The following is a 25,147-nucleotide window of genomic DNA, read 5'->3' as shown; positions in this document are numbered from 1 at the left end:
ACAGGTCGTCGGGCGACGTTGAAGTAAACCTTCTGGATTCCGCCCTACGCTGTCGGTCCACATCGCATAGGAGGGCGGGATAGTCTAGCAGAGCGGCCTCGAAGATCGCTTGCAATAGAGCTTGAGGTAAACGTGCTCTATGCCGTTCAGGTCAGAAGAAGAATGATCAGGACCACAACGATCACGAGGCCAAGACCGCCGGACGGGCCATAACCCCAGCTTCGGCTGTAGCCCCAGCGCGGCAAGGCGCCAATGACCAGAAGCACGAGCAAGATAAGAATGATGAGTTCCACGGCAATGTCCTTCCGTCACCGCGCAGGCTGGATCGTTCCTGTTGCGAACGTCCAGCTCGCAATCTTGGGTTCTAGACGAGCCCGAGCAGCGAAAGGATGAAGCCTATGACGACGATAAGGCCGACGATGTAGACGATGGTATGCATGAGCGTGCTGTCTCCGCTGTTCAGGTCTCGAACAAACGGAAACATGACGCTTTTGTTCCGGAGCTGCTCACAAATGCGTGAACGCTTGCGCTGCTCTCAAGCGTCGCCGCGAATCACGGCATCACCGCGCTTGGCAAGCGCTTCCAGGTCTGCTGGCTTCAACTCGACTGACTCGCCGCAACCACAGGCGGACGTCTGGTTGGGATTGTTGAACACGAACCCCGAACGCAGCTTGGTGGTCTCGTAATCCATCTGAGTGCCGAGCAGGAACAGCACGGCCTCGGGTGCAACGTAGACGCGGGCACCGTCCGCTTCGATCAGATCGTCCTTCGCCGACGGCGCATCGACGAGTTCCACCGTGTATTCCATACCGGCGCAGCCACCCTTCTTGATGCCGACGCGGATTCCTTCGGCGGGCTGGTTGGCGTTGGCGACGATCGCCTTTACGCGCTTCGCAGCCGCGTCGGTCATGGTCATGACAGCGAACTGACCCATTCGAAACTCCTGCCCTGAAGGGCGTTTGCGCAGCAAATCAGCTGCGCTTCGGTATCAACCTAATCACGGCCAGGGTCGGCCGCAAGACATCGGGTTCTCCCGTCAATACCAGCCGACGGCGACCTGAGCTTCTTCGCTCATGCGCGCAGGCGTCCACGGCGGATCGAAGGTGAGCTTCACGTCGACGCCCGACACGCCTTCGACGGTCCCAACGGCGTTTTCCACCCAGCCCGGCATTTCTCCGGCGACGGGACATCCAGGCGCGGTCAGCGTCATGTCGACCTTGACCATGCGGTCATCCTCGATGTCGATCTTGTAGATCAGTCCAAGCTCGTAGATATCGGCCGGGATTTCAGGATCGTACACGGTCTTCAGCGCCGCGATGATGTCGTCCGTCATCCGCGCAAGCTCTTCCTGCGGGATGGCCGATACGGTCGACGAGGATGCCTCGGCGGCATCGACAGTTGCCACTGGCGGTGCAACGCTCGCATCGTCTGGCTTGGCGGTGGTTTCGGTCATCCTGGCAGTTCCTGTTCGTGGTTTCCGCGCTCAGGCGAAGAAGGCACGCGCTTTTTCAAGCGCTTCCACAAGGACATCCACTTCCTTGCGCGTGTTGTACATCCCGAAGGATGCCCTGCATGTGGAGGTCACGCCGAAACGCTTCAAGAGCGGCTGCGCGCAGTGGGTACCCGCTCGAACCGCCACGCCCGAGCGATCGATCACCATCGACACGTCATGGGCGTGGATGCCCTCGATCTCGAAGGAGAAGATTGCGCCCTTGCCCGGCGCATCGCCGATCACGCGCAGCGCGTTGACTGACTGAAGCTTCTCGCGCGCATAGGCCGTCAGATCCGCTTCATGGGCGGCGATGGCCTCGCGGCCGATGCTTTCCATGTAGTCGAGCGCGGCACCGAGGCCGATCGCCTGGACGATCGGCGGCGTTCCGGCCTCGAAACGATGCGGCGGATCGTTATAGGTCACACCCTCTTCCGATACGTCGACGATCATCTCGCCGCCGCCCTGGAAGGGCCGCATCTTCTTCAGCATCTCGGTCTTGCCGTAGAGCACGCCGATGCCGGACGGACCGTACACCTTGTGCCCCGTGAAGACGTAGAAGTCGCAATCGATGTCGCGAACATCGACCGGCATGTGAACCGCCGCCTGGCTGCCATCGACGAGCACGGGAATGCCGCGCTCGTGGGCGATCCGGCAAACCTCCTTGACCGGGATGACGGTGCCGAGCACGTTCGACATGTGGGTGATCGCCACCAGCTTCGTGCGCTCCGTGAGGCTCGCAGCAAACGCATCGAGATCGAAGGACCCGTCGTCACCGACCGGCACCCAGACGAGCTTTGCGCCCTGCCGCTCGCGGATGAAATGCCACGGCACGATATTGGAGTGATGCTCCATGATCGTCAGCACGATCTCGTCACCCTCGCCGATATGCGGCATGCCGTAACCGTAGGCGACGGTGTTGATCGCCTCCGTCGTCGACTTCGTAAAGACGATCTCGTCTTCGGATGCAGCATTGAGGAAGCGCTTCACCTTGCTGCGCGATGCCTCATAGGCATCGGTCGCCGCATTCGACAGGAAATGCAGCCCGCGATGCACGTTCGCATACTCGTTCGAGTAAGCGTGCGTGATCGTATCGATCACCGCCTGCGGCTTCTGCGCCGATGCGCCATTGTCGAGATAGACCAGCGGCTTGCCGTAGACTTCCCGCGAAAGGATCGGGAAGTCGCGGCGGATCGCTTCGACGTCATAGCCATTGCGTGCGGTACGGGCGTCCATCAAACGTGCTTTTCCAACCAGGTTTCGATCACGCCATGCAGCGCGTCGGTCAGCGGCTCGTCGTCGAGCTCTTCGACGACCTCATTGACGAAGGCCTGCACCAGCATGCGCCGTGCAACGGCTTCCGGAATGCCACGCGATTTCAGATAGAAAAGATGAACCGCATCGATGTCGGCAACCGTGGCACCGTGGGCGCACTGAACGTCGTCGGCAAAGATCTCGAGTTCCGGCTTGGTGGAGAACTCGCCTTCGTCGGAAAGAAGCAGCGTATTGGAGGCCATCCGCGCATCAGTCTTCTGCGCATGCGGCGCCACGCGGATCTGGCCCTGGAACACGCCACGCGCCCGGTCGAAGACGACATTGCGGATGATTTCCGTCGAGGTCGTCTTCGGCACGTCATGGCCGAGCGTCATCGTCACGTCCGTATGGCTGTCGCCGCCGAGCAGATTGACGCCGCGCAGCTTGAAGTCGGCGCCTTCGCCGGCCGTCACCACATGCACTTCCTGGCGAATGAGCTTGCCGCCGGCATTGATGATGCACAGCGTCAGCCGCGCATCCTCGCCAAGCGACACATTGATCTGCCCGAGATGACTGTCTGCACGGCCCTGCCCCTGGACGATCACCCAGGTGACGTTGGCCTCCCGCTCAAGCTTGAGGTTCGTCACGGCCGAGACGAGCGCTGGAGCATCGCCGGAATTCAGATGGCGTTCGACGAGCGTCACGCCGGCATTGGCGCCAACGTGAACCTCGTGACGCAGATGCGCCTGGCCACCATCATGGACCGCCTGCAGCTCGATCGGCGCCTCGACCTTCGAACCATCTGCGATCGTGATCGCAAAGCCAGTGTCCGCAAAAGCCGCATTGAGATGACCGACAGCATCGTCGTCACCCCGTGCGGCAAGCGTCAGCGATCCGTCGGCAAGGCGCGTCTGGAAGTCGACCACGCTTACGCCGGCAGGCACAACGCCGTCCTGGGCGCTTGATGCCAGAACCGTAGCGCCGGCGATCAGCGGCTCGACAACATGCTGCGACAGCCCCGCACCTTGCGGCACGTCGCGCAGCAGCGACCGGAAATCGGTATAATGCCAGCTTTCCACCCGACGCGTCGGCAGTCCACGGCTGAGCAACGCACCGAACAGCGCGCTGCGCTGCGACAGCGCTGCGTCGCCACCCGGCAGGGATTGCTTCACCGCATCGAAATGCGTCGACAGGGCCTGTTCGCCGGCCGTCAGCGGCGGCTTTGTTTGAATGTTCATCGGCTTGCGCTCCTTTGTTCCAGGTGCATCAAGCGGCCGCGCCGATGATGTCCGCGTAACCGTTCTCTTCGAGTTCGAGCGCGATGTCCTTGCCGCCCGACTTCACGACCTGCCCCTTGTAGAGCACGTGAACCGTGTCCGGCACGATGTGCTCGAGCAGGCGCTGATAGTGCGTGATCACGACCATCGCGCGGTCCGGCGAGCGCAGCGCGTTGACGCCATCGGCAACGATCTTCAGCGCATCGATATCGAGGCCGGAATCGGTCTCGTCCAAAACGCAGAGCTTTGGCTGAAGCAGCGCCATCTGCAGGATCTCGGCCCGCTTCTTCTCGCCGCCGGAGAAACCGACATTGACCGGACGCTTGAGCATCGCCGTGTCGATCTGCAGGTCAGCGCTTGCCGACTTGACGAGGCGCAGGAAGTCAGGCGTCGACAACTCATCCTCGCCGCGCGCCTTGCGCTGCTCGTTGAGCGCCACCTTCAGGAACTGCATCGTCGCCACACCCGGAATTTCGACCGGATACTGGAAAGCAAGGAAAATGCCCGAAGCGGCACGCTCCGACACGTCCATTTCCAGAATGCTCTCGCCATTGAAGAGAATGTCGCCCTCGGTGACTTCGTAGTCTGAGCGTCCTGCGAGGATATAGGAAAGCGTCGACTTGCCCGACCCGTTCGGCCCCATGATCGCCGCCACTTCGCCCGCCCTGACGGTCAGATTCAGCCCCCGGATGATTTCGGTTTCGGTATCCGCGATGCGGGCGTGGAGGTTCCTGATTTCAAGCATTGTCTTTGGACGTCCCTTGGTCTGTATTTTGGCTCGAAGTGGCGGCTGTAATCAGCCGACGCTTCCCTCGAGCGAGATGTTGATGAGCTTCTGGGCCTCGACGGCGAATTCCATCGGCAGTTCCTGGATGACTTCGCGCACGAAACCATTGACGATGAGTGCGACGGCTTCCTCTTCCCGAATGCCGCGCTGCATGCAGTAGAACAGCTGGTCCTCGGAGATCTTCGACGTCGTCGCCTCATGCTCGAACTGCGCCGTGGCGTTCTTGGCCTCGATGTACGGCACCGTATGCGCGCCGCACTGGTCGCCGATCAGGAGCGAGTCGCACTGCGTGAAGTTGCGCGCATTCGCCGCCTTGCGGTGCGCCGAGACCTGGCCGCGATAGGTGTTCGACGAGTTGCCGGCCGAGATACCCTTGGAGATGATGCGGCTCGACGTGTTCTTGCCGAGATGGATCATCTTGGTGCCGCTATCGACCTGCTGATAGCCGTTCGAAACGGCGATCGAATAGAACTCGCCACGCGAATTGTCGCCGCGCAGGATGCAGGACGGGTATTTCCAGGTGATCGCGGAGCCGGTCTCGACCTGCGTCCACGAGATCTTCGAGTTCTTGCCGCGGCAATCGCCACGCTTGGTCACGAAGTTGTAGATGCCGCCCTTGCCTTCCTTGTCGCCCGGATACCAGTTCTGGACGGTCGAGTATTTGATCTCGGCATCGTCGAGCGCCACCAGTTCGACCACGGCAGCATGGAGCTGGTTCTCGTCGCGCTGCGGCGCGGTGCAACCTTCCAGATAGGAAACGTAGGCGCCCTCTTCGCAGATGATCAGCGTGCGTTCGAACTGGCCTGTGTTCTTCTCGTTGATGCGGAAATAGGTCGAGAGCTCCATCGGGCAACGCACGCCCTTGGGCACGAACACGAACGAGCCATCGGTGAAGACCGCCGAATTAAGCGTCGCGTAATAATTGTCCGTCGTCGGAACGACCGTGCCGAGATATTTACGCACCAGTTCCGGATGCTCGCGGACGGCCTCGGAGAACGACATGAAGAGCACGCCGGCCTTCTTCAGCTCTTCCTTGAAGGTCGTGACGACCGACACCGAATCGAAGACGGCGTCCACGGCCACGCGGCGGTTCTCGACGCCGGCCAGAATTTCCTGTTCGCCGAGCGGGATGCCGAGCTTCTCGTAGGTGCGCAGAAGTTCCGGATCGACGTCGTCCAGGCTCTTCGGACCGGGCGTCTTCTTCGGCGCTGAATAATAGTAGATGTCGTTGAAGTCGATCTTCGGATAATCGACGCGGGCCCAGTTCGGCTCTTCCAGCGTCAGCCAGCGCTTGTAGGCGTCGAGCCGCCATTCGAGCATCCACTCCGGCTCTTCCTTCTTGGCGGAGATAAAGCGAATGATGTCTTCGCTCAGGCCCTTGGGAGCCTTGTCGCTTTCGATGATCGTCTCGAAACCGTACTTATATTGATCGACATCAATCTTTCGAACGCGTTCGATGGTTTCCTGCACTGCAGGCATCGCCATACTCCGTCTTTTTGTCACCACCGCCGAAAGCGGCGGATGGTTTCCCTGTCAGTTTGCGACGCTGGCTAACAGAAAGCCGGCGCCGGCGAAATCAGTTCCGGTGCAAGGCAGCCATGCTAGGCCGCAACTCTGCGCCGTCTTGCCGCAAGCCGCGAAAACGCGTCTATGCAGCGATCTACCTCGGCTTCGTTCGTCTGCCAGCCGGTGCTGATGCGGATCGCACCGGCCTCCGCGTCCAGCCCGAGCCCTTCGAGCACATGGCTTCGTCCGACCTTGCCCGACGAGCAGGCCGAACCGGCCGAAACCGAAAGCCCTTCCAAATCGAGCGCAATCTGCATTGTCTCGGCCTTCATGCCAGGCAGCGCCACATAGGTGGTGTTGCACAGCCGGTCGGCTCCTGCCGAAACGATCTCGGCGTCCGGAGCGACCTTCAGAAGACCTGTCTCAAGCTGGTCGCGCAAGCGACGCAGCCGATCGGCTTCCGATGTCAAAGCGTCCCCTACTATATGGGCTGCGACACCAAAACCGACAATAGCACTCAGGTTTTCGGTGCCCGATCGATGACCCGATTCCTGACCGCCGCCGGCAACGAGTGGCACAGGCATTAATTGCTGGCCGACCGAGACCAGCGCACCGATCCCCTTGGGGCCGCCCATCTTGTGCGCCGACAGTATGAGAAAATCCGCGCCAAGCGCTGCAATGTCGATCGCCAGCCGCCCCGGCGCCTGCACGGCATCCACGACGAGGATACCGCCCGCTGCGCGTATGAGGGCCGAAATCTCGGCGATCGGCTGGATAACGCCCGTCTCGTTGTTGGCAAGCGCGACGGCCACCATCGGAAGTCCGAGAGATGTGTCGTGCTCCCCCAGCGCCGCTTGGAGCACTGCGAGATCCAGAACACCGTTGCGATCGACCGGCAGGCGCTCGACAGCTTCGACGGGAAAACGCCCGCCCGACAGCACGCAAGGGTGCTCGATCGCGCAGACATAAAGCCGCCCGATCGAAAGCGGCGACCGCCCCATGCGAAAATCCGGTGTCAGCACGTGGCTTGCCGCTTCGCTCGCGCCACTCGTGAAGATCACATTGGGAGCATCCGCGCCGACAAGCGTGGCGACCTTCAAGCGCGCATCTTCGATAAGCTTACGCGCCTTTCGCCCTTCGGTATGGACAGAAGACGGATTGCCTACGACCGAGAAAGCGGCGATCATCTCCTCGCGCACGCCATCGAGCAATGGCGCCGTCGCGTTGTAGTCGAGATATGAGCGTTCGCCCGGCATATCGGTCCAGATCGATGTGTGCTGCGTAAATTCAGTTGGTTCTGATCGCGTCTCGAACTGCTTCTTGAGAGCCGCCACCACATGAAAGCGGATGCGCCTCGCAGTTTCGAACCATTCTAAACTGTTGTAGGCCGCAGACCCCCGGGCGTCAAGGTTTGAGGTGCCAGGCGGTAGCACCTGGACAGCATGACGCAAGCATTTTTCCCGCCAGGCAGGGCTTTGCGCATTTTTGTTGAAACAGAAAGCCCGCTTGCCTTAAGAGAGGCGACCGATCATTCGCGGTCCGACGACGGATCGCAAGGCGAGCGTCTGCGTTCACCATTGCCCTGCTTCTGGATGCGCCATTTCACCCGGCGCCGTCGGATATGCTGATCCGGACCGGACAGCAAAGGGCACCGCGCCGCTTCGCGATGGAGTTACGATGCCTGAAGTCATCTTCAACGGCCCTGCCGGCCGTCTCGAAGGCCGCTATCAGCCGGCCAAGCAGAAAAATGCGCCGATTGCGATCATCCTGCATCCCCACCCGCAGTTCGGCGGGACGATGAACAACCAGATCGTCTATCAGCTTTTCTATATGTTCCAGCAGCGCGGTTTCACGACTTTGCGCTTCAATTTCCGCGGCATCGGCCGTAGCCAGGGCGCCTTCGACCATGGCGCGGGCGAATTGTCCGACGCCGCCGGCGCGCTCGATTGGGTGCAGTCGCTCCATCCCGATTCCAAGAGCTGCTGGGTTGCCGGCTATTCGTTCGGCTCGTGGATCGGCATGCAGCTCCTGATGCGCCGCCCCGAAATAGAAGGCTTCATCTCGGTCGCGCCGCAGCCCAACACTTACGACTTCTCGTTCCTGGCACCCTGCCCCTCCTCCGGCCTCATCATCCATGGCGATGCCGACCGCGTCGCTCCGGAAAAGGATGTTCAGGGGCTGGTCGAAAAGCTCAAGACGCAGAAGGGCATTCTCATCACGCAAAAGACCATGCCCGGTGCCAACCACTTCTTCTCCGGCCAGGTGGATGCCCTGATGGGCGAATGCTCCGATTATCTCGATGCTCGCCTGCGTGGCGAGCTGGTACCCGAGCCCGCCGCCAAGCGTATCCGCTGATCGACGGGCGGGAACGGACGATGACCATCGCTCTCAACGCCCGCCCCTTCGAAGCAGCAGACCTTCCCATCTACGCCGCCTGGTTCGAGGACGAGGAACTGCGGCGCCGCATCGATCCGCCGGACGGCTTCTGGCTGGAGCACGTTTCGCGCACCGATCAGGGCAATCGCTGCTATTGCCTGACGCTGGTTCAGGACGTCGATCTGATCGCCGTCGTGCAGTATGATTTCGAGGATTTTGACCGCGTCTCGCTGCTGATCAGCGTCCGACCCGACAGCCGCGGCCGCGGCGTCGGTCGCGCGGCCTTGCTGCGCACCATCCCGGAATTGGCGCCCGAGGTCCGCTACATCGACAGCTATGTCGAACCCGATAATTTGGCATCGCTGGCGCTCATCCGCCGCATGGGTTTCGAACCGATCGAAGCGGATATCATCGACGAAGGCTTCATGGGCTTTCGGCTCTATGTGGATAGGCCGTAACGCCACCTGTGACCGGTGCTTTGACCCGCGTGGTGCCGGGAAATGTGAGCGCCAGCCCCTTTAGCGCGCGAACGGCAAGATAGGCCCAGGCCTCCGCCTCCATGCCATCTCCGTCCAGACCCAAATCCTCGGCCACCGCGACCTTGCCGCCGGATGCCGCCGCCATGGTGCGCAGATCTTCCACGATCACCCGGTTCTTCCGCCCACCGCCGCAGACGATCCAGCACTTCGGAGGTGTGGGAAAGTGATCGGCCGCCTTGATGATGGCGGCAGCGCTCACATGCGCAAGCGTGCGCGCACCATCGGCGAGCTCAGCTTCGCGATCGCCCGGCGGCGGGAAATCGTTGCGATCGAGCGACCGTCGAATATCTGCCGTGAAGAAGTCCGAAGCCAGATATCTCTCGGCAAGTGACGCAATAACGCCACCCTCGCTGGCGATCGCTCCGCCTTGATCGAACGGAACGCCGGCATGCCGCTCCACCCATTGATCGATCAGCGTGTTACCGGGCCCGCTGTCGAAGGCGACCAGTTCTCCGCTCTCGCCGACATAGGTGACGTTCGAAATGCCGCCGATATTGACGAAAACAACAGGCCGCTCCTCGAGCGCGGCGGCGAGCGCACGGTGATAGACCGGCACCAGCGGCGCGCCCTCTCCGCCATGCGCCATGTCATTGGCCCGCATGTCATAGACCACGGGCACACCGAGTTCGTCCGCGAGCAGCTGCCCGAGACCGAGCTGCACCGTCAGCGCCTGCCCCGGCCGATGCAACACGGTCTGCCCATGGAACCCGATCACGTCGATATCGGAAAGCCGCAGACCGTTGTCCTTCACAAACCGGCGTACGGCCTCGGCATGGCGCAGCGTCAGGTCGCGCTCGAGCGTACCGAGATCGTCCGGCCGATCCTCGCGCTTGACGATGGCCTTGGCCGTTTCCAGCGCATCCGCCAGGCGGCGCCGAAACGCGGGCTCGTAGGAATAGCCTGCCGCAGGTCCCCGCTCCACGACCGCCTCGCCATCGGTCGAGACGAGCGCGATGTCGATGCCGTCGAGCGACGTGCCGCTCATCAGCCCGATGGCCGTCAGCCGGCTCTCTGCCTCGACCCGTCCCATCACGCTCGATTTCCCGGCCATAAGGGGTGAACTTCACGCAAAAGCGTGCTAATCGCCCGCGCCATCGGCCCGCACGCCAAGTCGGCCGTCCCTCCCAGTCCCGTGGAACAGCCTGTCATGTCGAAGTTCAAATCCGATTTCCTCCGCACGCTCGACGAGCGCGGCTTCATTCACCAGATCTCGGATGATACCGGCCTCGACAAGCTTTTCCAGACAGAAACGGTATCTGCCTATATCGGCTTCGACCCGACGGCGCCCAGCCTGCATGTGGGCTCCCTCATCCAGATCATGATGCTGCACTGGATGCAGCAGACCGGCCACAAGCCGATCGCGCTGATGGGCGGCGGCACCGGCATGATCGGCGACCCCTCCTTCAAGGACGAGGCGCGCAAGCTTCTGACGGCCGAGGGCATCGACGAGAACCTCGCGGGCATCCGCCGCGCCTTCGCGCCCTACCTGCAGTTCGGCGATGGCCCGACCGATGCGATGATGGTCAACAACGCCGACTGGCTGCTCGGCATCAACTATGTGGAATTCCTGCGCGATGTCGGCCGCCACTTCTCGGTCAACCGCATGCTCTCCTTCGACAGCGTGAAGCTGCGTCTCGACCGCGAGCAGTCCCTGTCCTTCCTCGAATTCAACTACATGATCCTCCAGGCCTACGACTTCGTGGAGCTCAACAAGCGCCATGGCGTGCGCATGCAGATGGGCGGCTCCGACCAGTGGGGCAACATCGTCAACGGCATCGATCTCGGCCACCGCATGGGCACGCCGCAGCTCTACGCACTGACCTCGCCGCTGCTCACCACCGCATCCGGGGCCAAGATGGGCAAGTCGCTCGGTGGCGCCATCTGGCTCAACGCCGATATGCTGAGCCCCTATGATTTCTGGCAGTACTGGCGCAACACGGAAGACGCCGACGTCGCCCGCTTCCTCAAGCTCTACACGACGATGCCGATGGACGAGATCGCGCGTCTCGCAAGCCTCGGCGGATCGGAGATCAACGAAGTCAAGAAGATCCTCGCAACCGAGGTGACGGCCATGCTGCACGGCCGCGCGGCCGCCGACGAAGCTGCCGAAACCGCACGTAAGACCTTCGAGGAAGGCGCGCTTGCAGACACTCTGCCGTCGATCGACATTCCGCTGCCCGAACTCGAAAGCGGCATCGGTGTTCTCGCGCTCTACGTCCGCGCCGGCCTTGCCGCATCGAACGGCGAAGCCCGCCGCCATGTCCAGGGCGGCGCGGTGAAGATCAACGACGTGCCGGTCGCCGACGACAAACAGATCATCGGCGCATCCGATCTCAACGCCGACGGTGTGATAAAGCTCTCGCTCGGCCGCAAGAAACACATGCTCGTTCGCGCCGCCTGAGCGCTAAGGCAAATGCAGACAGTTGCAGACCTCAGCCTCGCGCCGAGGGCTGCGATGGACACTGAAACGGCCATCCCCGGGACAGATCCGCGGATGGCCGTTTGCTTCTGATGATCAGCTGCTCGCGAGCTTCAGCCCGGCGATGCCGAGAACGATGAGGCCGATGCTGGCGATTCGGGCCGGCGATGCCAGTTCCCCGAAAAAGAGAATGCCGAACGTCGCCGTGCCGACGGCACCGAGGCCCGTCCACACGGCATAGGCCGTGCCAAGCGGCAGATCGCGCATGGCAATGGAAAGCAACCAGATGCTGATCCCCATCGCGCCGATTGTCAGGATGACCGGGGTTGGTCGCGAGAACCCATCGAGGCTTTTCAGCCCGACCGCCCAACCGATTTCGAAAAGTGCTGCAACAACAAGAATAAGCCAGGCCATGCCCGCCTCCATCAAAGGAAGGGGCCGTCCCCGATCGGTTACATTGTCAGAGCTGGCGAAGCCGTCTTCGCCCCCCCGATATCGGACGCCTAAACGCTCAAATCAAGTGCATTTGCCAAATTTTTACGCAGGATTACGTCGGGCTCTGCGCCCGTGTCCGCACCGCTCCGGAACCTCATCCGCATTGCGGTGTTGGACGACTATCGCCGATACAGGAGAAAACGATGCCGAAGGACGGGAATTCAGCGCAGCATGATCGTGGTCCGGCCCAACCGACAGATGTCGATCAGCCGGACACCGCCGATCGCACCATGGCAACCGAAGCGGCGGAACACGAAGTCGACATGCGCAAGGCCAAGAGCAAAGCAGATGGACGGCATGACAACTCGCTGCCATCGACGACAAGAACGCCACCGGATTGACCCGGAGGAATACGGCGACGAGCGAAATCTCGAAGTTGTTATAATATCAGAAAATGGTGAGCCCGCAGGGGGTCGAACCCTGGACCTACTGATTAAAAGTCAGTTGCTCTACCAGCTGAGCTACAGGCTCCCGCCGGGGCGGTGATGCCCCGTGGAATTGGCGCGGAACATAGGCAGGCGCCTGCCGGGGGTCAACCGCAAAAATGCAGTTTGCCGCGTCCGGAACGAGGACTTTTCGTCTCGCTCGGGACGCGGCAGAAAATGGTGTCGATCTTAGAGGTTGCGACCGACTGCGCCGCCTGCGACCGCACCGCCGACACCGCCGACAATGGCGCCGCCCGTACCGGCAATCGCGTTACCGACCACGGCTCCGCCAGCACCGCCCACAACGGCGCCGCCTACGGTCTTCTGGCCGGTCGTGCAACCGGCTGCGCCGAGCGTGGCGACAGCGACAACCGAGAGCGTGGCAATTTTCTTCATCATGGGAAATTCTCCTATTAAAGCGATCGTTAACGTAACCCGCGTCGTCGCTTAGGGTTCCCAAACTTCTGATGACGGTTGCATCAGCGACCATTCGCCAGCACGAAATTCAGCGTGTCGCGCCAGTCGATCATGCGGATGGGAGTGCCGTGGCTGCCGGTGGCAAAAAGATGAAACCGCGCTGGATAGCCGCCACTTGAACGAAGTCGGTCAAAGACGGCGCGTTGAATGCGCCAGTCATAGACACGGTCGTTCTCGCCATGCCCGAAGACGATCGGCAGCCGGGCACGCGCTGCCGCGCTATCAGCTAAAGAGCCATCCGGCACGCCGCCGAGCAGAACCAGCCCGCCGAGCTCGGAGGCCAGCGCTCCATCGCGCGCAGCTGCGAGACACAGCGCGCTCCCCATCGAGCCACAAGCCAGCACGATCGGCGCTTGCGGCGAGACCTGCCTCGAATGGGCAAACAACGCTCGGATCACCCCCTGCCCACCGGCCTCGAAATCTGGAAGGCTCGGCACGTAATAGGTGCCGCCATTGCGAGTCGCGAGGTTCTTCAGCCGGTTGAAATTGCCACCGAAGCGCCAGTCGTCGGAACCTAGCCTGCGGTCGCCGTCGCGGCCGTGCACGAAGATGACGACGAAGCGTGCGCCGGCTTCCACGCCGAACTCGTTGACGGTGACCTGACCCGCCCCGTTTGCGATGACGCGTTCGCGCGCCGCGCGATTGACCGAAAGATCGACATAGGCGCGTTTGGCGCGACGTTCCGGAATCTCGTCCCGGCCATTGATGTCGCGCATCTCCCGGTAGTCATAGCGCCGGAAAGCGCCATCCGCACTCTCCTCGATCACCGCAGGATGGGCGAACAGGTCGTCCTTAAACGGCGCTATGTCCGTCGCCGCGGCGGGAGCCGCCGCAGCCATCGCCATCAGGCATATCAGCACCGCCCGTCCCATGATCGTCCACCACTTGATTGTCACGACCCGGCGTCTCCCCTTCCTCATTGGCTCGATATCCCCTATTCGTGCCGCCACTGGCCATCGTTTCATGTGGGCAACCGTGCGCAGTACCGTGAACACAAAGAGAACACGGCTCGCGTGCCAGAACGCCATCTGTCACACTGCGCAGGTGATTCGGCCACAATTCACGCCTTGGGACTGAAGCATAGCCATGGACGACAGCAACGATCTTTTCGCGACAATCCCAAGCGTCGGCCCCGCTGCCGCTCCGGCAAAGCGGCCAGCCATTGCGGAGCCTCAGCGCCAGGCTCCGAAAGCGCAAAAGCCGCGGGATGGCGAAGGCGATTATTCGGCTGCGGACATCGAAGTGCTGGAAGGCCTGGAGCCGGTGCGTCGCCGGCCGGGCATGTATATCGGCGGCACCGACGAAAAGGCACTCCACCATCTCTTCGCCGAAGTCATCGACAACTCCATGGACGAGGCCGTCGCCGGCCACGCCAATTTCATCGATGTCGAATTGTCGGCCGATGGCGTGTTGTCCGTCACCGACAACGGACGCGGCATCCCCGTCGACCCCCATCCGAAGTTCAAGGACCGCTCCGCGCTCGAAGTGATCATGACCACGCTGCATGCGGGCGGCAAGTTCGACAGCAAGGTCTACGAGACGTCGGGCGGCCTGCACGGCGTCGGCATCTCCGTCGTCAACGCGCTTTCCGAAGAACTGACGGTCGAAGTTGCGCGCAACCGCAAGCTCTACCGCCAGCGCTTCTCGCGCGGCGTGACGCTCGGGCCGTTGGAAGAGGTGGGCGAAGTCCAGAATCGCCGCGGCACGCGCGTCTCCTTCAAGCCTGACCATCAGATCTTCGGCCAGAATGCGCGGTTCGATCCTGCCCGCCTCATGCGCATGGCGCGCTCCAAGGCGTATCTCTTCGGCGGCGTCGAAATCCGCTGGTCCTGCGCGCCCGAGCTGGTTGCCGAGAAGCCCGACGTTCCGGAAAAGGCCGTCTTCCATTTCCCCGGCGGCCTGAAGGATTATCTGCAGGCCTCGCTCGGCAAGGACTTTACCGTCACCAACGAGATCTTCGCCGGCAAGACAACCAAGACCGGCGGCCACGGCACGGTAGAATGGGCCGTAACCTGGTTCGGTGGCGATCCTTTCGTGCAGTCCTATTGCAACACGATCCCGACGCCCGAAGGCGGCACGCACGAGGCGGGCCTGCGCATCGCGCTGACGCGCGGTCTCAAGGCCTATGCGGAGCTCACCGGCAACAAGCGCGCCTCGATCATATCGACGGAAGACGTGATGATCTCGGGCGCGGCGATGCTGTCGGTCTTCGTGCGCGAACCGGAATTCGTCGGCCAGACGAAGGACAAGCTCGCCACAGTCGAGGCGCAGCGCCTCGTCGAAAACGCGCTGCGCGATCCCTTCGACCACTACCTCGCCGACCAGCCGGCCGAAGCGGCGAAGCTGCTCGACTGGGTGCTCGACCGCGCCGATGAGCGTGTGCGCCGGCGCAAGGAAAAGGAAATCAACCGCAAGAGTGCGGTGAAGAAGCTGCGCCTGCCCGGCAAGCTAGCCGATTGCACGCAGACGGCGGCACAAGGCGCTGAACTCTTCATCGTCGAGGGCGATTCGGCCGGTGGCTCGGCCAAGCAGGCGCGCAACCGGCAGACGCAGGCGATCCTGCCGCTCCGCGGCAAGATCCTGAACGTCGCCAGCGCCGGCCGCGACAAGCTCACGGCAAACCAGCAGATCGGCGATCTCATCCAGGCGCTCGGTTGCGGCACGCGCGCCAAGTACCGTGACGACGATCTGCGCTATGACCGCGTGATCATCATGACCGACGCCGATGTCGACGGCGCGCATATCGCATCGCTGCTCATCACGTTCTTCTACCAGGAAATGCGCGGCCTGGTGGACAACGGTCACCTCTATCTGGCCATCCCGCCGCTCTATCGCATGACGCAGGGATCGCGCACGCTCTATGCCCGCGACGACGCGCATCGGGTGGAACTGCTGGAAACGGAGTTCAAGGGCCGCGGCAAGGTCGAAATCGGCCGCTTCAAAGGCCTCGGCGAAATGCTGCCGGCGCAGTTGAAGGAAACCACCATGGATCCCGCGAAGCGGACGCTGCTGCGCGTCTCCATCGATGCCGAGGATCTGGAAGGTACCGCGATCGCGATCGACGACCTGATGGGCACCAAGCCGGAGGCACGCTTCCGCTTTATCCAGGAACGCGCGGCCTTCGCCGAGAATCTGGATATCTGATCAGGCCGCGCGAACGCTTGCGAGCGCAAGTGCGTCGGCGCGCGCACATTGGCGGCGATGGGCGAGATTGAGCTTCTCGACGAGCGTCAGAAGCTCCGCCACTTCCGGATGCTCGGCCGCGTCGCGCTGATGCAACTCGATCAATGTGCGGGCGAGATGCGATGGCGTCGCGATCCTGCCTCTGCTCGAGGCGTCGCGCCAAACGAGCGTCGCCGAAATGAAGACCGTCAACAGGCGCCCCGGCAGGCCGATTGCACCATAGAGCGCGCGGATGGCCGGCACGCGCCCATCGACGACGATGGCGCGCACCCGGGCTTCGGGTTGTCCGGAGATGGCAACCACGGCTGCCACGAAGAAATCGAGCTTGCCGCTGGCAAGTGCATGCATCAGCAATGCGGGCGTAAGGCGCCCCTCAGCGCGCAGATGCTCGGCCAGACCAGGCAAGGCAGCAGTGTTGCCGTCCCCGGCAAGCGTCAGCGTCGCCTGCATCTGCGTCTCCGTCACCACGCGCTCGGCCCGCCGCTCGCCAATCACGTTGCGCACGAGATCGAACTGCGAGAGCGCGGTTGCGACAGCGCCCATCAACCGATGGCGGACATCGGCCGGGAGATCGTCCCGTTCCACGAGCAAAGCCCGTACGGCCGTATCGGCTGAAAACCGCTCGGCAATGCGGCGAAGCGAAAACGGAGCGATGGCGGCCGAACGATTTTGAAGGAGATCACAGATCGGCTCCGCACCGGCGACCTCGGCGATTGCAGCAGCTACGGAACGGGAGAGACCCGTCCGCAAGGCGACGAGGCGCTGCAGATCCTCCACATCCTCGCCGACGAGGTCGACGAGATCGGCATCGCTGAGCAGCGGCGAGAACGCCACGATTCGGCCCGCCACCTCGATCTGGTCGCGCGACAATGCGTGGACGATCGCCCGCGGCGCTTCGGTCGACTGCGCCATGACATCAGCAATCGCGAGCCGCACCTTGGGAGAAGGATCATCCAGCAGATAGGTCAGCGCCACTTCGGCCGCCTGACGGTCGTCGGCGGCAAGTGTGCGCTCGACGAAAGCCCGCGCCAGCGAGCCCGCCGCCTTCGCCCGATCGGCAGCCGGCGCCGTTTCGGTCCAGCGGAGAAATGCGGCGATGATCATGGATGGCCCCAACCCAAAGACGATGCGATTCCCAGTGGAGACAAGGCTAGGCGCCAAAGGTTTACGTTTGGTTCACCATGTTTTGGCTGAACAGCCGGATGGACTTTGCTTTTCCCTGGCCGCCAAAGCGGTTAGGACGAGCGCGGTGCGTAAGAGCAGCACCTCGATCGATACTGGGAGGAAATAGAAGATGCGGTCCTATCTGTTCGTGCCGGGTGATTCCGACCGGAAGCTGGAAAAGGCGCCCTCCTCCGGCGCGGATTGCCTCCTGATCGACCTGGAGGACAGCGTATCGCCGCGCCGCAAGATCGAGGCCCGCACAATGGCTGCCGCGTTTCTCAATGGCGCCGAGCGCGGCGAAGGCCAGCCCAAGCTGATCGTGCGCATCAACGCCCTCGATAGCGGCCACGCCGAGGCAGATCTCGATGCCGTCGTCGGCGCGAAGCCCGATGGTATTCTCCTGCCCAAGGCCGAAGGCCCCGCGGCCATCCAGCATCTCTCGGCACTCATCGCCGTTCGGGAAGCCGAGAACGACATTCCGGACGGCGAGTTGCGCATCCACGCGCTCGCAGCCGAAACAGCGGCCGGCGTGCTCAATCTCAACGGCTACCGCGGTGCGTCGGCGCGGCTCGAGGCGCTGTCCTGGGGTGGCGAGGATCTGGCGGCCGATCTCGGTGCCGCACGCAACCGCGGCGATGACGGCCACTATACAGACGTGTTCCGCCTCGCCCGCTCCATGACACTGCTTGCAGCCGCTGCTGCGCAGATCATGGCGATCGACACGGTCTTCACCGATTTTCGCGACATGGAAGGCCTCGAACGCGAATGCCTCGCCGCCGAGCGCGATGGTTTTTCAGGCAAGCTCGCCATCCATCCCGCACAGGTCGAGGTGATCAATCGCGTTTTCACGCCAAGCTCTGAGGCGATCCACCGCGCGCGGCGCATCGTCGAACTCTTCGAGGGCGCCGGTGAGGATGCGGGGGTCATGAGCCTCGAAGGACAGATGATCGACCGGCCGCATCTGCGGCAGGCCGAACGCATCCTGAAGCGGGCTGCAGCCGCCGGCTTGAGGGCTTAAAGCCTCTGCACGTTCAGGCGCGCTTGACGGCCTCCCATTCCGGGCGGAACAGCTCGAACGTGTCGCCGCCGTCGCAATAGTCCATGTAGCCGAGCCGTGCGAGCGGCGCGACGAGCGCCATGTCGAGCCGGCCGTTGCGGATCGCCTCGTCGCGGATGCGGATCCCGACGACCTGCCCCAGCACCATCCAGTTTTCCGACGGCTGCCCGTCGAGGCCCTTCGGTCGGAAGACATCGGTGGTGCGGCATTCGAGAACCGCATAGGCCTCATCCACATAAGGCGCGTCGACCAGCTCGCCGGCCTTCGCCGTCAGCCCCGACAGCTCGAATTCGTCGACGCCATCCGGCGCATCCACCGAACTCATGTTCATCTGCTCGGTCAGCGCCCGACCAACCAGATTGGTGGTGAACACACCGGTCTCTTCCGCGTTGCGCGCGCTGTGCTTGTAGCCGGCAGACGAAAACATCAGGAGCTTCGGACGATCCGAGACCGCATTGAAGAAGGAGTAAGGCGCAAGGTTGAGCGCGCCATCCTTCGACTTCGTGCCGATCCAGCCGATCGGCCGTGGCGAGATGATGGCTTTGTACGGGTCATGGGCAAGCCCATGCCGATTGGTGTCGGTCGTATAGAACATCGATCAATCCAGGAATGTGGTCAGCGCATCCACGTCGGGACGCGGACGGTCGGGCGGCGTCATCTCGCTTGTGCCGATATGGAGAAAGCCGGCGATCTGCTCGCCATCCTTGAGGCCGAAAAGCGGCCGGGTCGCCGCATCATAGGCATACCATTCGGTCAGCCAGTTCGCGGCAAAGCCGAGGGCGTTGGCCGCCATGAACAGGTTGAGGCAGACCGCGCCGGCGGAAAGCTGCTGCTCCCAAAGCGGGATCTTCGGGTGCTCGCCCGCCGTGCTGATGACGGCGATGACGACCGGCGCGCGCGCCAGCCGTTCGCGCTCGATCTCCACTTCCTTTTCCGAAAGATCGCCCCGTCGCTCGGTCGCGATCCGCGCGAGTTCGACCCCGATTCGCGTGCGCGATTCGCCTGCAATTACGACGAAGCGCCAAGGCGCGAGCTTCCCATGGTCGGGCACCCGTGTCGCCAGCCTCAGCATTTCGTTGATCTGCGACCTGTCGGGGCCGGGCTCACTCATCTGCAGTGCAGGCACCGAACGCCTTGTATTGAGATAGGATTTCAGATCCGGGCGCGCGTTGAGTGCATGCTCCTGCATTGCGTGAAACCTCTCGCAAATTGGGGGAAATATGAGCAGGCCTTGAAATTGCCTAAGCTTTTCGGTTCAAGTGGCGCCTGTCTAGAAGCTTGTCAACAGTGACGATGCCATTGATGCCGTATCACGCATGCTACCGCCGGGCCGTCATTCTGGCGTGCGCCGCTTTCGCCATGACCTCCTCCGCATCCGCGCAAAGCGCCTTTGGCGAGATCGATCCGGAGATGCCGGCAATCGAGCTTCCCGGGCTCAATCAATACGCCCCGACAGTGCCCGATGGCGCGATGGCGACCGATTTCCGTTCGGTGTCGCTCGACGCGCGGCTGGTCGAAGGCGGTGAGACGATCAGCGACGGCCTCGTCTGGCGCGTCTTCGATTCGGTCCCCGGCCGCGACGGCAAGCTGCCGTTGATCGCCAGCTCCGAAGGCGGCAATGCCGAATTCGCGTTCCCGCCCGGTGATTATTTTCTGCATGTCGCCTTCGGCCGTGCCGCCGTTTCCAAGCGTCTCACGGTACCGGCAAGCGGCCCGGTGCCGCCCCAGTCGCTGACGCTGAATGCCGGCGGTCTCGTGCTCAACGCGCTGTCCGGCGAAGACATGCGCATCCCGCCGGAAGACCTGACCTTCTCGATCTATACCGCAACGCCCGATCTCGAAGGCGAGCGTGGACTGATCGTCGCCGATGTGCGGCCCGATACGGTGATCCGGCTGAACGCCGGCACCTATCACGTCGTGTCCGACTACGGCGCGCACAACGCCAGCATTCGCTCCGACATCCACATCGAGGCCGGCAAGCTGACGGAAGCCACGATCGAGCACCGCGCGGCGGAACTGACGCTGAAGCTCGTCTCCGAGCCCGGTGGCGAAGCGATTGCCGACACGGCCTGGTCGATCCTCACCGCATCGGGCGACCCGATCGGCGAAAGCGTCGGCGCGTTTTCCACGATCATTCTCGCGGAAGGCGACTACACCGCCATCGCCCGCAACAAGGAGCGCGTGTTCCAGCGCGACTTCAAGGTCGAGGCCGGCCGCAACACCGACGTCGAAGTGTTGATGGCAGAATAAAGGGGCCGCGAAGGCCCCTCTATCGTTTCCGCATCTATTCTCGATCGACTTAACTGGCCGACTGCTCACGCTCCGCACGGCGCTTGAGGTCCGGCGGCGTTGCCTCGTCCTTCAGCACAGCGATGGCATCGGCAAGCGACATCGCCGTCTGATCCCGGCTGCCGAGCCTGCGGATGTTGACCGACCGCTCTTCCGCCTCGCGATTGCCGCACACGACGATCACCGGCACCTTGGTGACGGAATGCTCGCGGACCTTGTAGTTGATCTTCTCGTTGCGCGTATCGGTCTTCACGACGAGACCGGCCGCCTTCAACTCGCGGGCAACCTCTTCAGCATAATCGTTCGCATCCGAGGTGATGCTTGCCACCACCACCTGCAGCGGCGCGATCCAGAGCGGCATGTGCCCGGCAAAGTTCTCGATGAGAATGCCGAGGAACCGCTCCATCGAGCCGCAGATCGCTCGGTGGATCATGACAGGCTGGCGCTTCTCGCTGTCGCGATCGATGTAGAAGGCGCCGAACCGCTCCGGCAGGTTGAAGTCGACCTGCGTCGTGCCGCACTGCCATTCACGGCCGATCGCGTCTTTCAGCGTGTACTCGAACTTCGGTCCGTAGAACGCACCCTCGCCCGGCAGGATATCCGTTTTGATCCGGCCGCCAGACTGCGCCTCGATCGTTTTCAGCACCTCGGCCATCACGCTTTCAGCACGGTCCCAGAGCGCATCGTCGCCTACGCGCTTTTCCGGACGGGTGGAAAGCTTCACCGTAATCTCGTCGAAGCCGAAATCGGCGTAGGTCGAGAGGATAAGCGCGTTGATGCGCAGGCATTCCGATGCCAGCTGCTCGTCGGTGCAGAACACGTGCGCGTCGTCCTGCGTGAACCCGCGCACGCGCATCAGTCCGTGCAGCGAACCGGATGGCTCGTAGCGATGCACATTGCCGAATTCGGCAAGCTTCACGGGCAGCTCGCGGTAGGACTTCAGGCCATGCTTGAAGATCTGCACGTGGCCGGGGCAGTTCATCGGCTTCAGGGCGAACACACGCTCGTCCTCGGTCTCGTCGCCGGCGACCGTCACCTTGAACATGTTGTCACGGTACCAGCCCCAGTGGCCGGAGGTTTCCCAGAGCGACTTGTCGAGCACCTGCGGTGCGTTGACCTCTTCATAGCCTTCGAGGTCGAGGCGGCGGCGCATGTAGGAGACGAGCGACTGGAACATCCGCCAGCCCTTCGCGTGCCAGAAGACGACGCCCGGCCCCTCTTCCTGGAAATGGAAGAGATCCATCTCACGACCAAGCCGGCGGTGATCACGCTTCTCGGCCTCGGCCAGCATGTGCAGATAGGCGTCAAGATCCTTCTGCTCCGCCCAGGCGGTGCCGTAGATGCGCGTCAGCATCGGGTTGTTGCTGTCGCCGCGCCAATAGGCGCCGGCCACCTTCATCAGCTTGAAGGCGCCGCCGATCTGCCCGGTCGACGCCATATGCGGGCCGCGGCAGAGATCGAACCACTCGCCCTGGGCGTAGATCTTGAGGTCCTGACCTTCGGGGATCGCGTCGACCAGCTCGACCTTGTAGGCCTCGCCCTTGTCGCTGAAGACCTGCTTGGCCTTTTCGCGCGACCAGATTTCCTTGGTGAACGCGTTGTTGCGCCCGATGATCTCGCGCATCTTCTTTTCGATGACGGGCAGATCGTCCGGCGTGAACGGCTCGGAGCGCGCAAAGTCGTAATAGAAACCGTTCTCGATGACCGGTCCGATCGTCACCTGCGTGCCAGGCCAGAGCTCCTGCACGGCCTCGGCCATCACATGGGCCGCGTCATGGCGAATGAGTTCCAGAGCGCGCGGGTGCTCGCGCGTCACGATCTCGATGGTGCCGGTTTCGACAGGATCGGAAAGATCACGCAAATCACCGTCGATGGTGATCGCCACAGCCTTCTTGGCCAGCGACTTGGAGATGGATTCAGCCACCTCGCGGCCGGTGGTGCCGGCATCGAAATTGCGGATCGAATTGTCGGGGAACGTCAGTGCGATGGCTTCGGCCATGTCGTCATCCTCTTCATCCAGTCCCGCCAACGGTCGCGGGTGGTTGCCTGTAAAGCGCCGCATCAGCGTTTCGAGGTGAAGTGGATACCGGTTCACCGTTCGGAAACGCCAAACTCTTCAAGCGGCGCGCGGCCTCTTTAACGACTGGCATCAGGGACGTAAAGGCGGCAGGTGACCAGACTGGATCAATCGGCCTTGGGCGGCGGGACGGGATCGAAGCCCCGGCTTCCGAAAGGTCCGCAGCTTGCCACGCGCTTCAGCGCAAGCCAGCTGCCCTGGAACAGGCCGTGGCGGGCCACGGCTTCGTAGGCATATTCGGAGCAGGTCGGCAGATGACGGCACGAATTGCCGACGAAGCCGGAAAGGGTCAGTTGATAAAGCCGGATCAGGCTGGTGCCGAAAACGCGTGCCGGCGTGCGGGGCCATGGGCCTTCGTAATTCCGCGAGCGCCCCATCGGCACCGGCTTATGCTCCTCGCCCTGACACATCAGGCTGCAGCTTCATTCGCCCGCTTCGCCGCGATCTGGTCAAGCGCATCGACCACCGCGTCGAAGGTCAGAAGCGTGGAGGCGTGGCGTGCCTTGTAGTCGCGCACGGGCTCCAGATATTTGAGATCGGCGAAACGCCCGGAAGGCGCAGGCCCGTTGTCTTTCAGCATGGCGCGCAGTTCGGCCTGGCCTTTCCGCACCTCGTCGGCAGTGGCGCCGATCACATTGCGTGCCATCACCGATGACGACGCCTGCCCGAGCGCGCATGCCTTCACGTCATGGGCAAAATCGGTCACGATTCCGTCATCCGTTTTCAGCCAAACGGTGACCTTGGAGCCACAAAGCTTGGAATGCGCCATTGCAGTGGCATCCGCGTCATCGAGCCGACCGAGCCGGGGTATGTTCCCAGCAAGCTCCAGGATCTTGCTGTTATAGACGTCGTCGATCATCGCTCTACCTATTGCGTGTGCCCGGCGGACGGCAAACCCCACATTTCGGGGCCTCGCCACTTTCTCTCACCGGGTTGGAACCTATATCGTATTTTGTGGCGCTTTTGACGGCTTTCAACGGCAAGAGACGGCACAATTTGGGAAACCGTGCTTGAGGATTATTCCGACGGCCCCGGAACCTACCTGCAAGACCCCGTGTTCGTTTCTCGGACATTTCGGCCGGCGGCGTTGGTCCGATTATAAAAAGGCACCGTAGAAGGTGAAAAAGCGGGAGTTCAAAATGGACGCAATTGTAAAATCCTTCCCCGGAAAAGATCAGGACGAAAAAGACGCCCGTCCCTCTCAGTCAGAAGTCGAGGCGGCTGTCCGTACTTTGCTCCTCTGGGTCGGTGACGATCCGGACCGGGAAGGACTTGTCGATACGCCGAAGCGTGTTGCCAAGGCCTATAAGGATTTGTTCGGCGGCTATGACGAAGACCCTGAAGATGTTCTCGGCCGTACTTTCGAGGAGGTCGCAGGCTATGACGATATGGTCCTTGTCCGCGACATTCCGTTCTTTTCCCATTGCGAGCACCACATGGTGCCGATCATCGGCAAGGCGCATGTGGCCTATCTGCCCGATGGCAAGGTGCTTGGCCTGTCGAAGATCGCCCGCGTGATCGACATCTATGCGCGTCGTCTGCAGACTCAGGAATCCATGACCGCCCAAGTGTCGAAGGCAATCGATGAAACGCTTCGTCCTTTGGGTGTCGCCGTCATGATCGAGGCAGAGCATATGTGCATGGCCATGCGCGGTATCCGCAAGCAGGGCTCGACAACGCTGACGACCACCTTTACCGGTCAGTTCAAGACCGACCCGCATCAGCAGGCCCGGTTCATGACAATGCTGCGGAGCCACAACGGTCATTGATCTTGGAAGGCTCCCTCCTCCGGGAGCTTCCCCATGACGACTGCCTTTGAAGAACCTGCCGGCAAAGCCGAGCTTGAAGAAGGTTCGGCTTTGACACCCCGCTTCTCAGCGGACGGACTTGTGACCGCCGTCGTGACCGACAGTCGCGACGGCGTTTTGCTGATGGTCGCGCACATGAACGCCGAGACTTTGGCGCTGACGCTCGACACGGGCATCGCCCACTATTACAGCCGCTCCCGCCAGGCGATCTGGAAGAAGGGCGAAAGCTCCGGCAATCTGCAACGCGTGACCGAAATCCGCGTCGATTGCGATCAGGACGCGATCTGGCTCAAGGTGGATGTCGATGGTCACGGCGCGACATGCCATACGGGGCGCCGGTCATGCTTTTATCGCAAGATCGAGACCGACGAAGCAGGCAGCCACCGCCTGATCACCGACACCGAGGCGCCACTTTTTGATCCGACGATGGTCTATCAGAAATAGACGGCATCCGCGTTATTTTCACCAAACCGAAACCATGTTCGCCGGATGATGAAACCGGGACGGAGCGTGTCGGGGAGTGAG

27 protein-coding genes and 1 tRNA gene are annotated in these 25,147 nt (G+C 62.3%); 8 read left to right on the top strand and 20 right to left on the bottom strand.

Annotated elements, in window-relative coordinates; genetic code table 11:
• Positions 1–146: 146 nt before the first annotated feature.
• From PU133_RS10940 to PU133_RS10905, 8 genes are all read right to left on the bottom strand, one after another.
• Positions 147–293, bottom strand: a complete 147-nt coding sequence (locus tag PU133_RS10940) for a DUF3309 family protein (protein ID WP_404861743.1) — start codon at positions 291–293, stop codon at positions 147–149.
• Between the two features lie 242 nt (positions 294–535).
• Positions 536–934 carry a Fe-S cluster assembly scaffold SufA gene (sufA, locus tag PU133_RS10935; protein ID WP_126010198.1) on the bottom strand — a complete coding sequence of 133 codons (399 nt, stop codon included), beginning with the start codon at positions 932–934 and terminating at the stop codon, positions 536–538.
• A 102-nt stretch (positions 935–1,036) separates the two neighbouring features.
• Entirely contained in the window at positions 1,037–1,453 is a 417-nt protein-coding gene (locus tag PU133_RS10930; protein ID WP_164527870.1) for an SUF system Fe-S cluster assembly protein, read from the bottom strand.
• Between the two features lie 30 nt (positions 1,454–1,483).
• Positions 1,484–2,725 (bottom strand): cysteine desulfurase, encoded by a 1,242-nt coding sequence (locus PU133_RS10925; RefSeq protein ID WP_404861742.1) that lies wholly within the window; start codon positions 2,723–2,725, stop codon positions 1,484–1,486.
• Complete coding sequence (sufD, locus tag PU133_RS10920) at positions 2,725–3,981, bottom strand: Fe-S cluster assembly protein SufD (RefSeq protein ID WP_404861741.1); 1,257 nt, start codon at positions 3,979–3,981, stop codon at positions 2,725–2,727. The genes PU133_RS10925 and sufD overlap by 1 nt, the downstream gene beginning before the upstream one ends.
• A 28-nt stretch (positions 3,982–4,009) precedes the next feature.
• Positions 4,010–4,765 (bottom strand): Fe-S cluster assembly ATPase SufC, encoded by a 756-nt coding sequence (sufC, locus tag PU133_RS10915; RefSeq protein ID WP_404861740.1) that lies wholly within the window; start codon positions 4,763–4,765, stop codon positions 4,010–4,012.
• A 51-nt stretch (positions 4,766–4,816) separates the two neighbouring features.
• Complete coding sequence (gene sufB / locus PU133_RS10910; protein WP_404864512.1) at positions 4,817–6,286, bottom strand: Fe-S cluster assembly protein SufB; 1,470 nt, start codon at positions 6,284–6,286, stop codon at positions 4,817–4,819.
• 122 nt (positions 6,287–6,408) lie between these two features.
• Positions 6,409–7,569 carry a cysteine desulfurase family protein gene (locus PU133_RS10905; protein ID WP_404861739.1) on the bottom strand — a complete coding sequence of 387 codons (1,161 nt, stop codon included), beginning with the start codon at positions 7,567–7,569 and terminating at the stop codon, positions 6,409–6,411.
• Between the two features lie 421 nt (positions 7,570–7,990).
• On the opposite strand from PU133_RS10905, the gene PU133_RS10900 reads away from it, so the two are divergent.
• Both PU133_RS10900 and PU133_RS10895 read left to right on the top strand, forming a co-directional pair.
• On the top strand, positions 7,991–8,668 hold the full coding sequence (locus tag PU133_RS10900; protein WP_126010193.1) for an alpha/beta hydrolase: 678 nt from the start codon (positions 7,991–7,993) through the stop codon (positions 8,666–8,668).
• 20 nt (positions 8,669–8,688) lie between these two features.
• Positions 8,689–9,147: a GNAT family N-acetyltransferase gene (locus PU133_RS10895; protein WP_164527869.1), complete on the top strand. Its 459-nt coding sequence runs from the start codon at positions 8,689–8,691 to the stop codon at positions 9,145–9,147.
• Here PU133_RS10895 and PU133_RS10890 read toward each other — a convergent pair.
• Positions 9,113–10,258, bottom strand: coding sequence for an anhydro-N-acetylmuramic acid kinase (locus PU133_RS10890; RefSeq protein WP_404864511.1), 1,146 nt, complete (start codon positions 10,256–10,258; stop codon positions 9,113–9,115). The two genes, PU133_RS10895 and PU133_RS10890, sit on opposite strands and share 35 nt — an antisense overlap.
• Before the next feature lie 117 nt (positions 10,259–10,375).
• On the opposite strand from PU133_RS10890, the gene tyrS reads away from it, so the two are divergent.
• On the top strand, positions 10,376–11,629 hold the full coding sequence (gene tyrS / locus PU133_RS10885) for a tyrosine--tRNA ligase (protein WP_404861738.1): 1,254 nt from the start codon (positions 10,376–10,378) through the stop codon (positions 11,627–11,629).
• A 114-nt stretch (positions 11,630–11,743) separates the two neighbouring features.
• On the opposite strand, the gene sugE is transcribed toward tyrS, so the two are convergent.
• From sugE to PU133_RS10860, 5 genes are all read right to left on the bottom strand, one after another.
• Complete coding sequence (gene sugE / locus PU133_RS10880; RefSeq protein WP_404861737.1) at positions 11,744–12,061, bottom strand: quaternary ammonium compound efflux SMR transporter SugE; 318 nt, start codon at positions 12,059–12,061, stop codon at positions 11,744–11,746.
• 242 nt (positions 12,062–12,303) lie between these two features.
• A complete protein-coding gene (locus PU133_RS10875) occupies positions 12,304–12,441 on the bottom strand; it encodes a hypothetical protein (RefSeq protein ID WP_164527868.1) in 138 nt (45 codons plus the stop codon).
• A 96-nt stretch (positions 12,442–12,537) separates the two neighbouring features.
• A tRNA-Lys gene (locus tag PU133_RS10870) sits at positions 12,538–12,613 on the bottom strand.
• A 143-nt stretch (positions 12,614–12,756) separates the two neighbouring features.
• Positions 12,757–12,966, bottom strand: a complete 210-nt coding sequence (locus PU133_RS10865; RefSeq protein ID WP_164527741.1) for a hypothetical protein — start codon at positions 12,964–12,966, stop codon at positions 12,757–12,759.
• 80 nt (positions 12,967–13,046) lie between these two features.
• Positions 13,047–13,940: a hypothetical protein gene (locus PU133_RS10860; RefSeq protein ID WP_404861736.1), complete on the bottom strand. Its 894-nt coding sequence runs from the start codon at positions 13,938–13,940 to the stop codon at positions 13,047–13,049.
• 190 nt (positions 13,941–14,130) lie between these two features.
• Between PU133_RS10860 and parE the strand changes: the two genes are divergently transcribed.
• Entirely contained in the window at positions 14,131–16,188 is a 2,058-nt protein-coding gene (parE, locus tag PU133_RS10855; protein WP_404861735.1) for a DNA topoisomerase IV subunit B, read from the top strand.
• Here parE and PU133_RS10850 read toward each other — a convergent pair whose 3' ends face one another.
• Complete coding sequence (locus PU133_RS10850; protein ID WP_126010145.1) at positions 16,189–17,331, bottom strand: DUF2336 domain-containing protein; 1,143 nt, start codon at positions 17,329–17,331, stop codon at positions 16,189–16,191.
• 190 nt (positions 17,332–17,521) lie between these two features.
• On the opposite strand from PU133_RS10850, the gene PU133_RS10845 reads away from it, so the two are divergent.
• The gene (locus tag PU133_RS10845) at positions 17,522–18,409 is read left to right on the top strand and encodes an HpcH/HpaI aldolase/citrate lyase family protein (protein WP_404861734.1); all 888 of its coding nucleotides are present in this window, start codon (positions 17,522–17,524) and stop codon (positions 18,407–18,409) included.
• Positions 18,410–18,422: 13 nt separating this feature from the next.
• On the opposite strand, the gene PU133_RS10840 is transcribed toward PU133_RS10845, so the two are convergent.
• Positions 18,423–19,043, bottom strand: a complete 621-nt coding sequence (locus PU133_RS10840) for a flavin reductase family protein (protein WP_126010143.1) — start codon at positions 19,041–19,043, stop codon at positions 18,423–18,425.
• Between the two features lie 3 nt (positions 19,044–19,046).
• On the bottom strand, positions 19,047–19,637 hold the full coding sequence (locus tag PU133_RS10835) for a nitroreductase (protein WP_404861733.1): 591 nt from the start codon (positions 19,635–19,637) through the stop codon (positions 19,047–19,049).
• 113 nt (positions 19,638–19,750) lie between these two features.
• On the opposite strand from PU133_RS10835, the gene PU133_RS10830 reads away from it, so the two are divergent.
• Positions 19,751–20,698, top strand: coding sequence for a hypothetical protein (locus tag PU133_RS10830; protein WP_404861732.1), 948 nt, complete (start codon positions 19,751–19,753; stop codon positions 20,696–20,698).
• A 49-nt stretch (positions 20,699–20,747) separates the two neighbouring features.
• Here the strand turns inward: PU133_RS10830 and thrS are convergent, their stop codons facing one another.
• The 3 genes from thrS to PU133_RS10815 all read right to left on the bottom strand — a co-directional run bounded on the left by thrS (position 20,748) and on the right by PU133_RS10815 (position 23,673).
• A complete protein-coding gene (thrS, locus tag PU133_RS10825; protein ID WP_404861731.1) occupies positions 20,748–22,736 on the bottom strand; it encodes a threonine--tRNA ligase in 1,989 nt (662 codons plus the stop codon).
• Between the two features lie 185 nt (positions 22,737–22,921).
• Complete coding sequence (gene yidD / locus PU133_RS10820; RefSeq protein WP_404864510.1) at positions 22,922–23,191, bottom strand: membrane protein insertion efficiency factor YidD; 270 nt, start codon at positions 23,189–23,191, stop codon at positions 22,922–22,924.
• A gap of 32 nt (positions 23,192–23,223) precedes the next feature.
• Complete coding sequence (locus PU133_RS10815) at positions 23,224–23,673, bottom strand: iron-sulfur cluster assembly scaffold protein (RefSeq protein WP_126010138.1); 450 nt, start codon at positions 23,671–23,673, stop codon at positions 23,224–23,226.
• Positions 23,674–23,953: 280 nt separating this feature from the next.
• Here PU133_RS10815 and folE point away from each other — a divergent pair, with 280 nt between their 5' ends.
• Both folE and hisI read left to right on the top strand, forming a co-directional pair.
• Positions 23,954–24,583, top strand: coding sequence for a GTP cyclohydrolase I FolE (folE, locus tag PU133_RS10810; RefSeq protein WP_126010137.1), 630 nt, complete (start codon positions 23,954–23,956; stop codon positions 24,581–24,583).
• A 33-nt stretch (positions 24,584–24,616) separates the two neighbouring features.
• Positions 24,617–25,066, top strand: coding sequence for a phosphoribosyl-AMP cyclohydrolase (gene hisI, locus PU133_RS10805; RefSeq protein ID WP_404861730.1), 450 nt, complete (start codon positions 24,617–24,619; stop codon positions 25,064–25,066).
• Positions 25,067–25,147: the final 81 nt, after the last annotated feature.

Origin of the sequence: Georhizobium sp. MAB10 (assembly GCF_045012825.1) — a bacterium.
Taxonomy (GTDB): domain Bacteria; phylum Pseudomonadota; class Alphaproteobacteria; order Rhizobiales; family Rhizobiaceae; genus Georhizobium; species Georhizobium profundi.
Note: the sequence above shows the minus strand (reverse complement) of the source record. Positions and strands in the feature narration are given on the sequence as shown.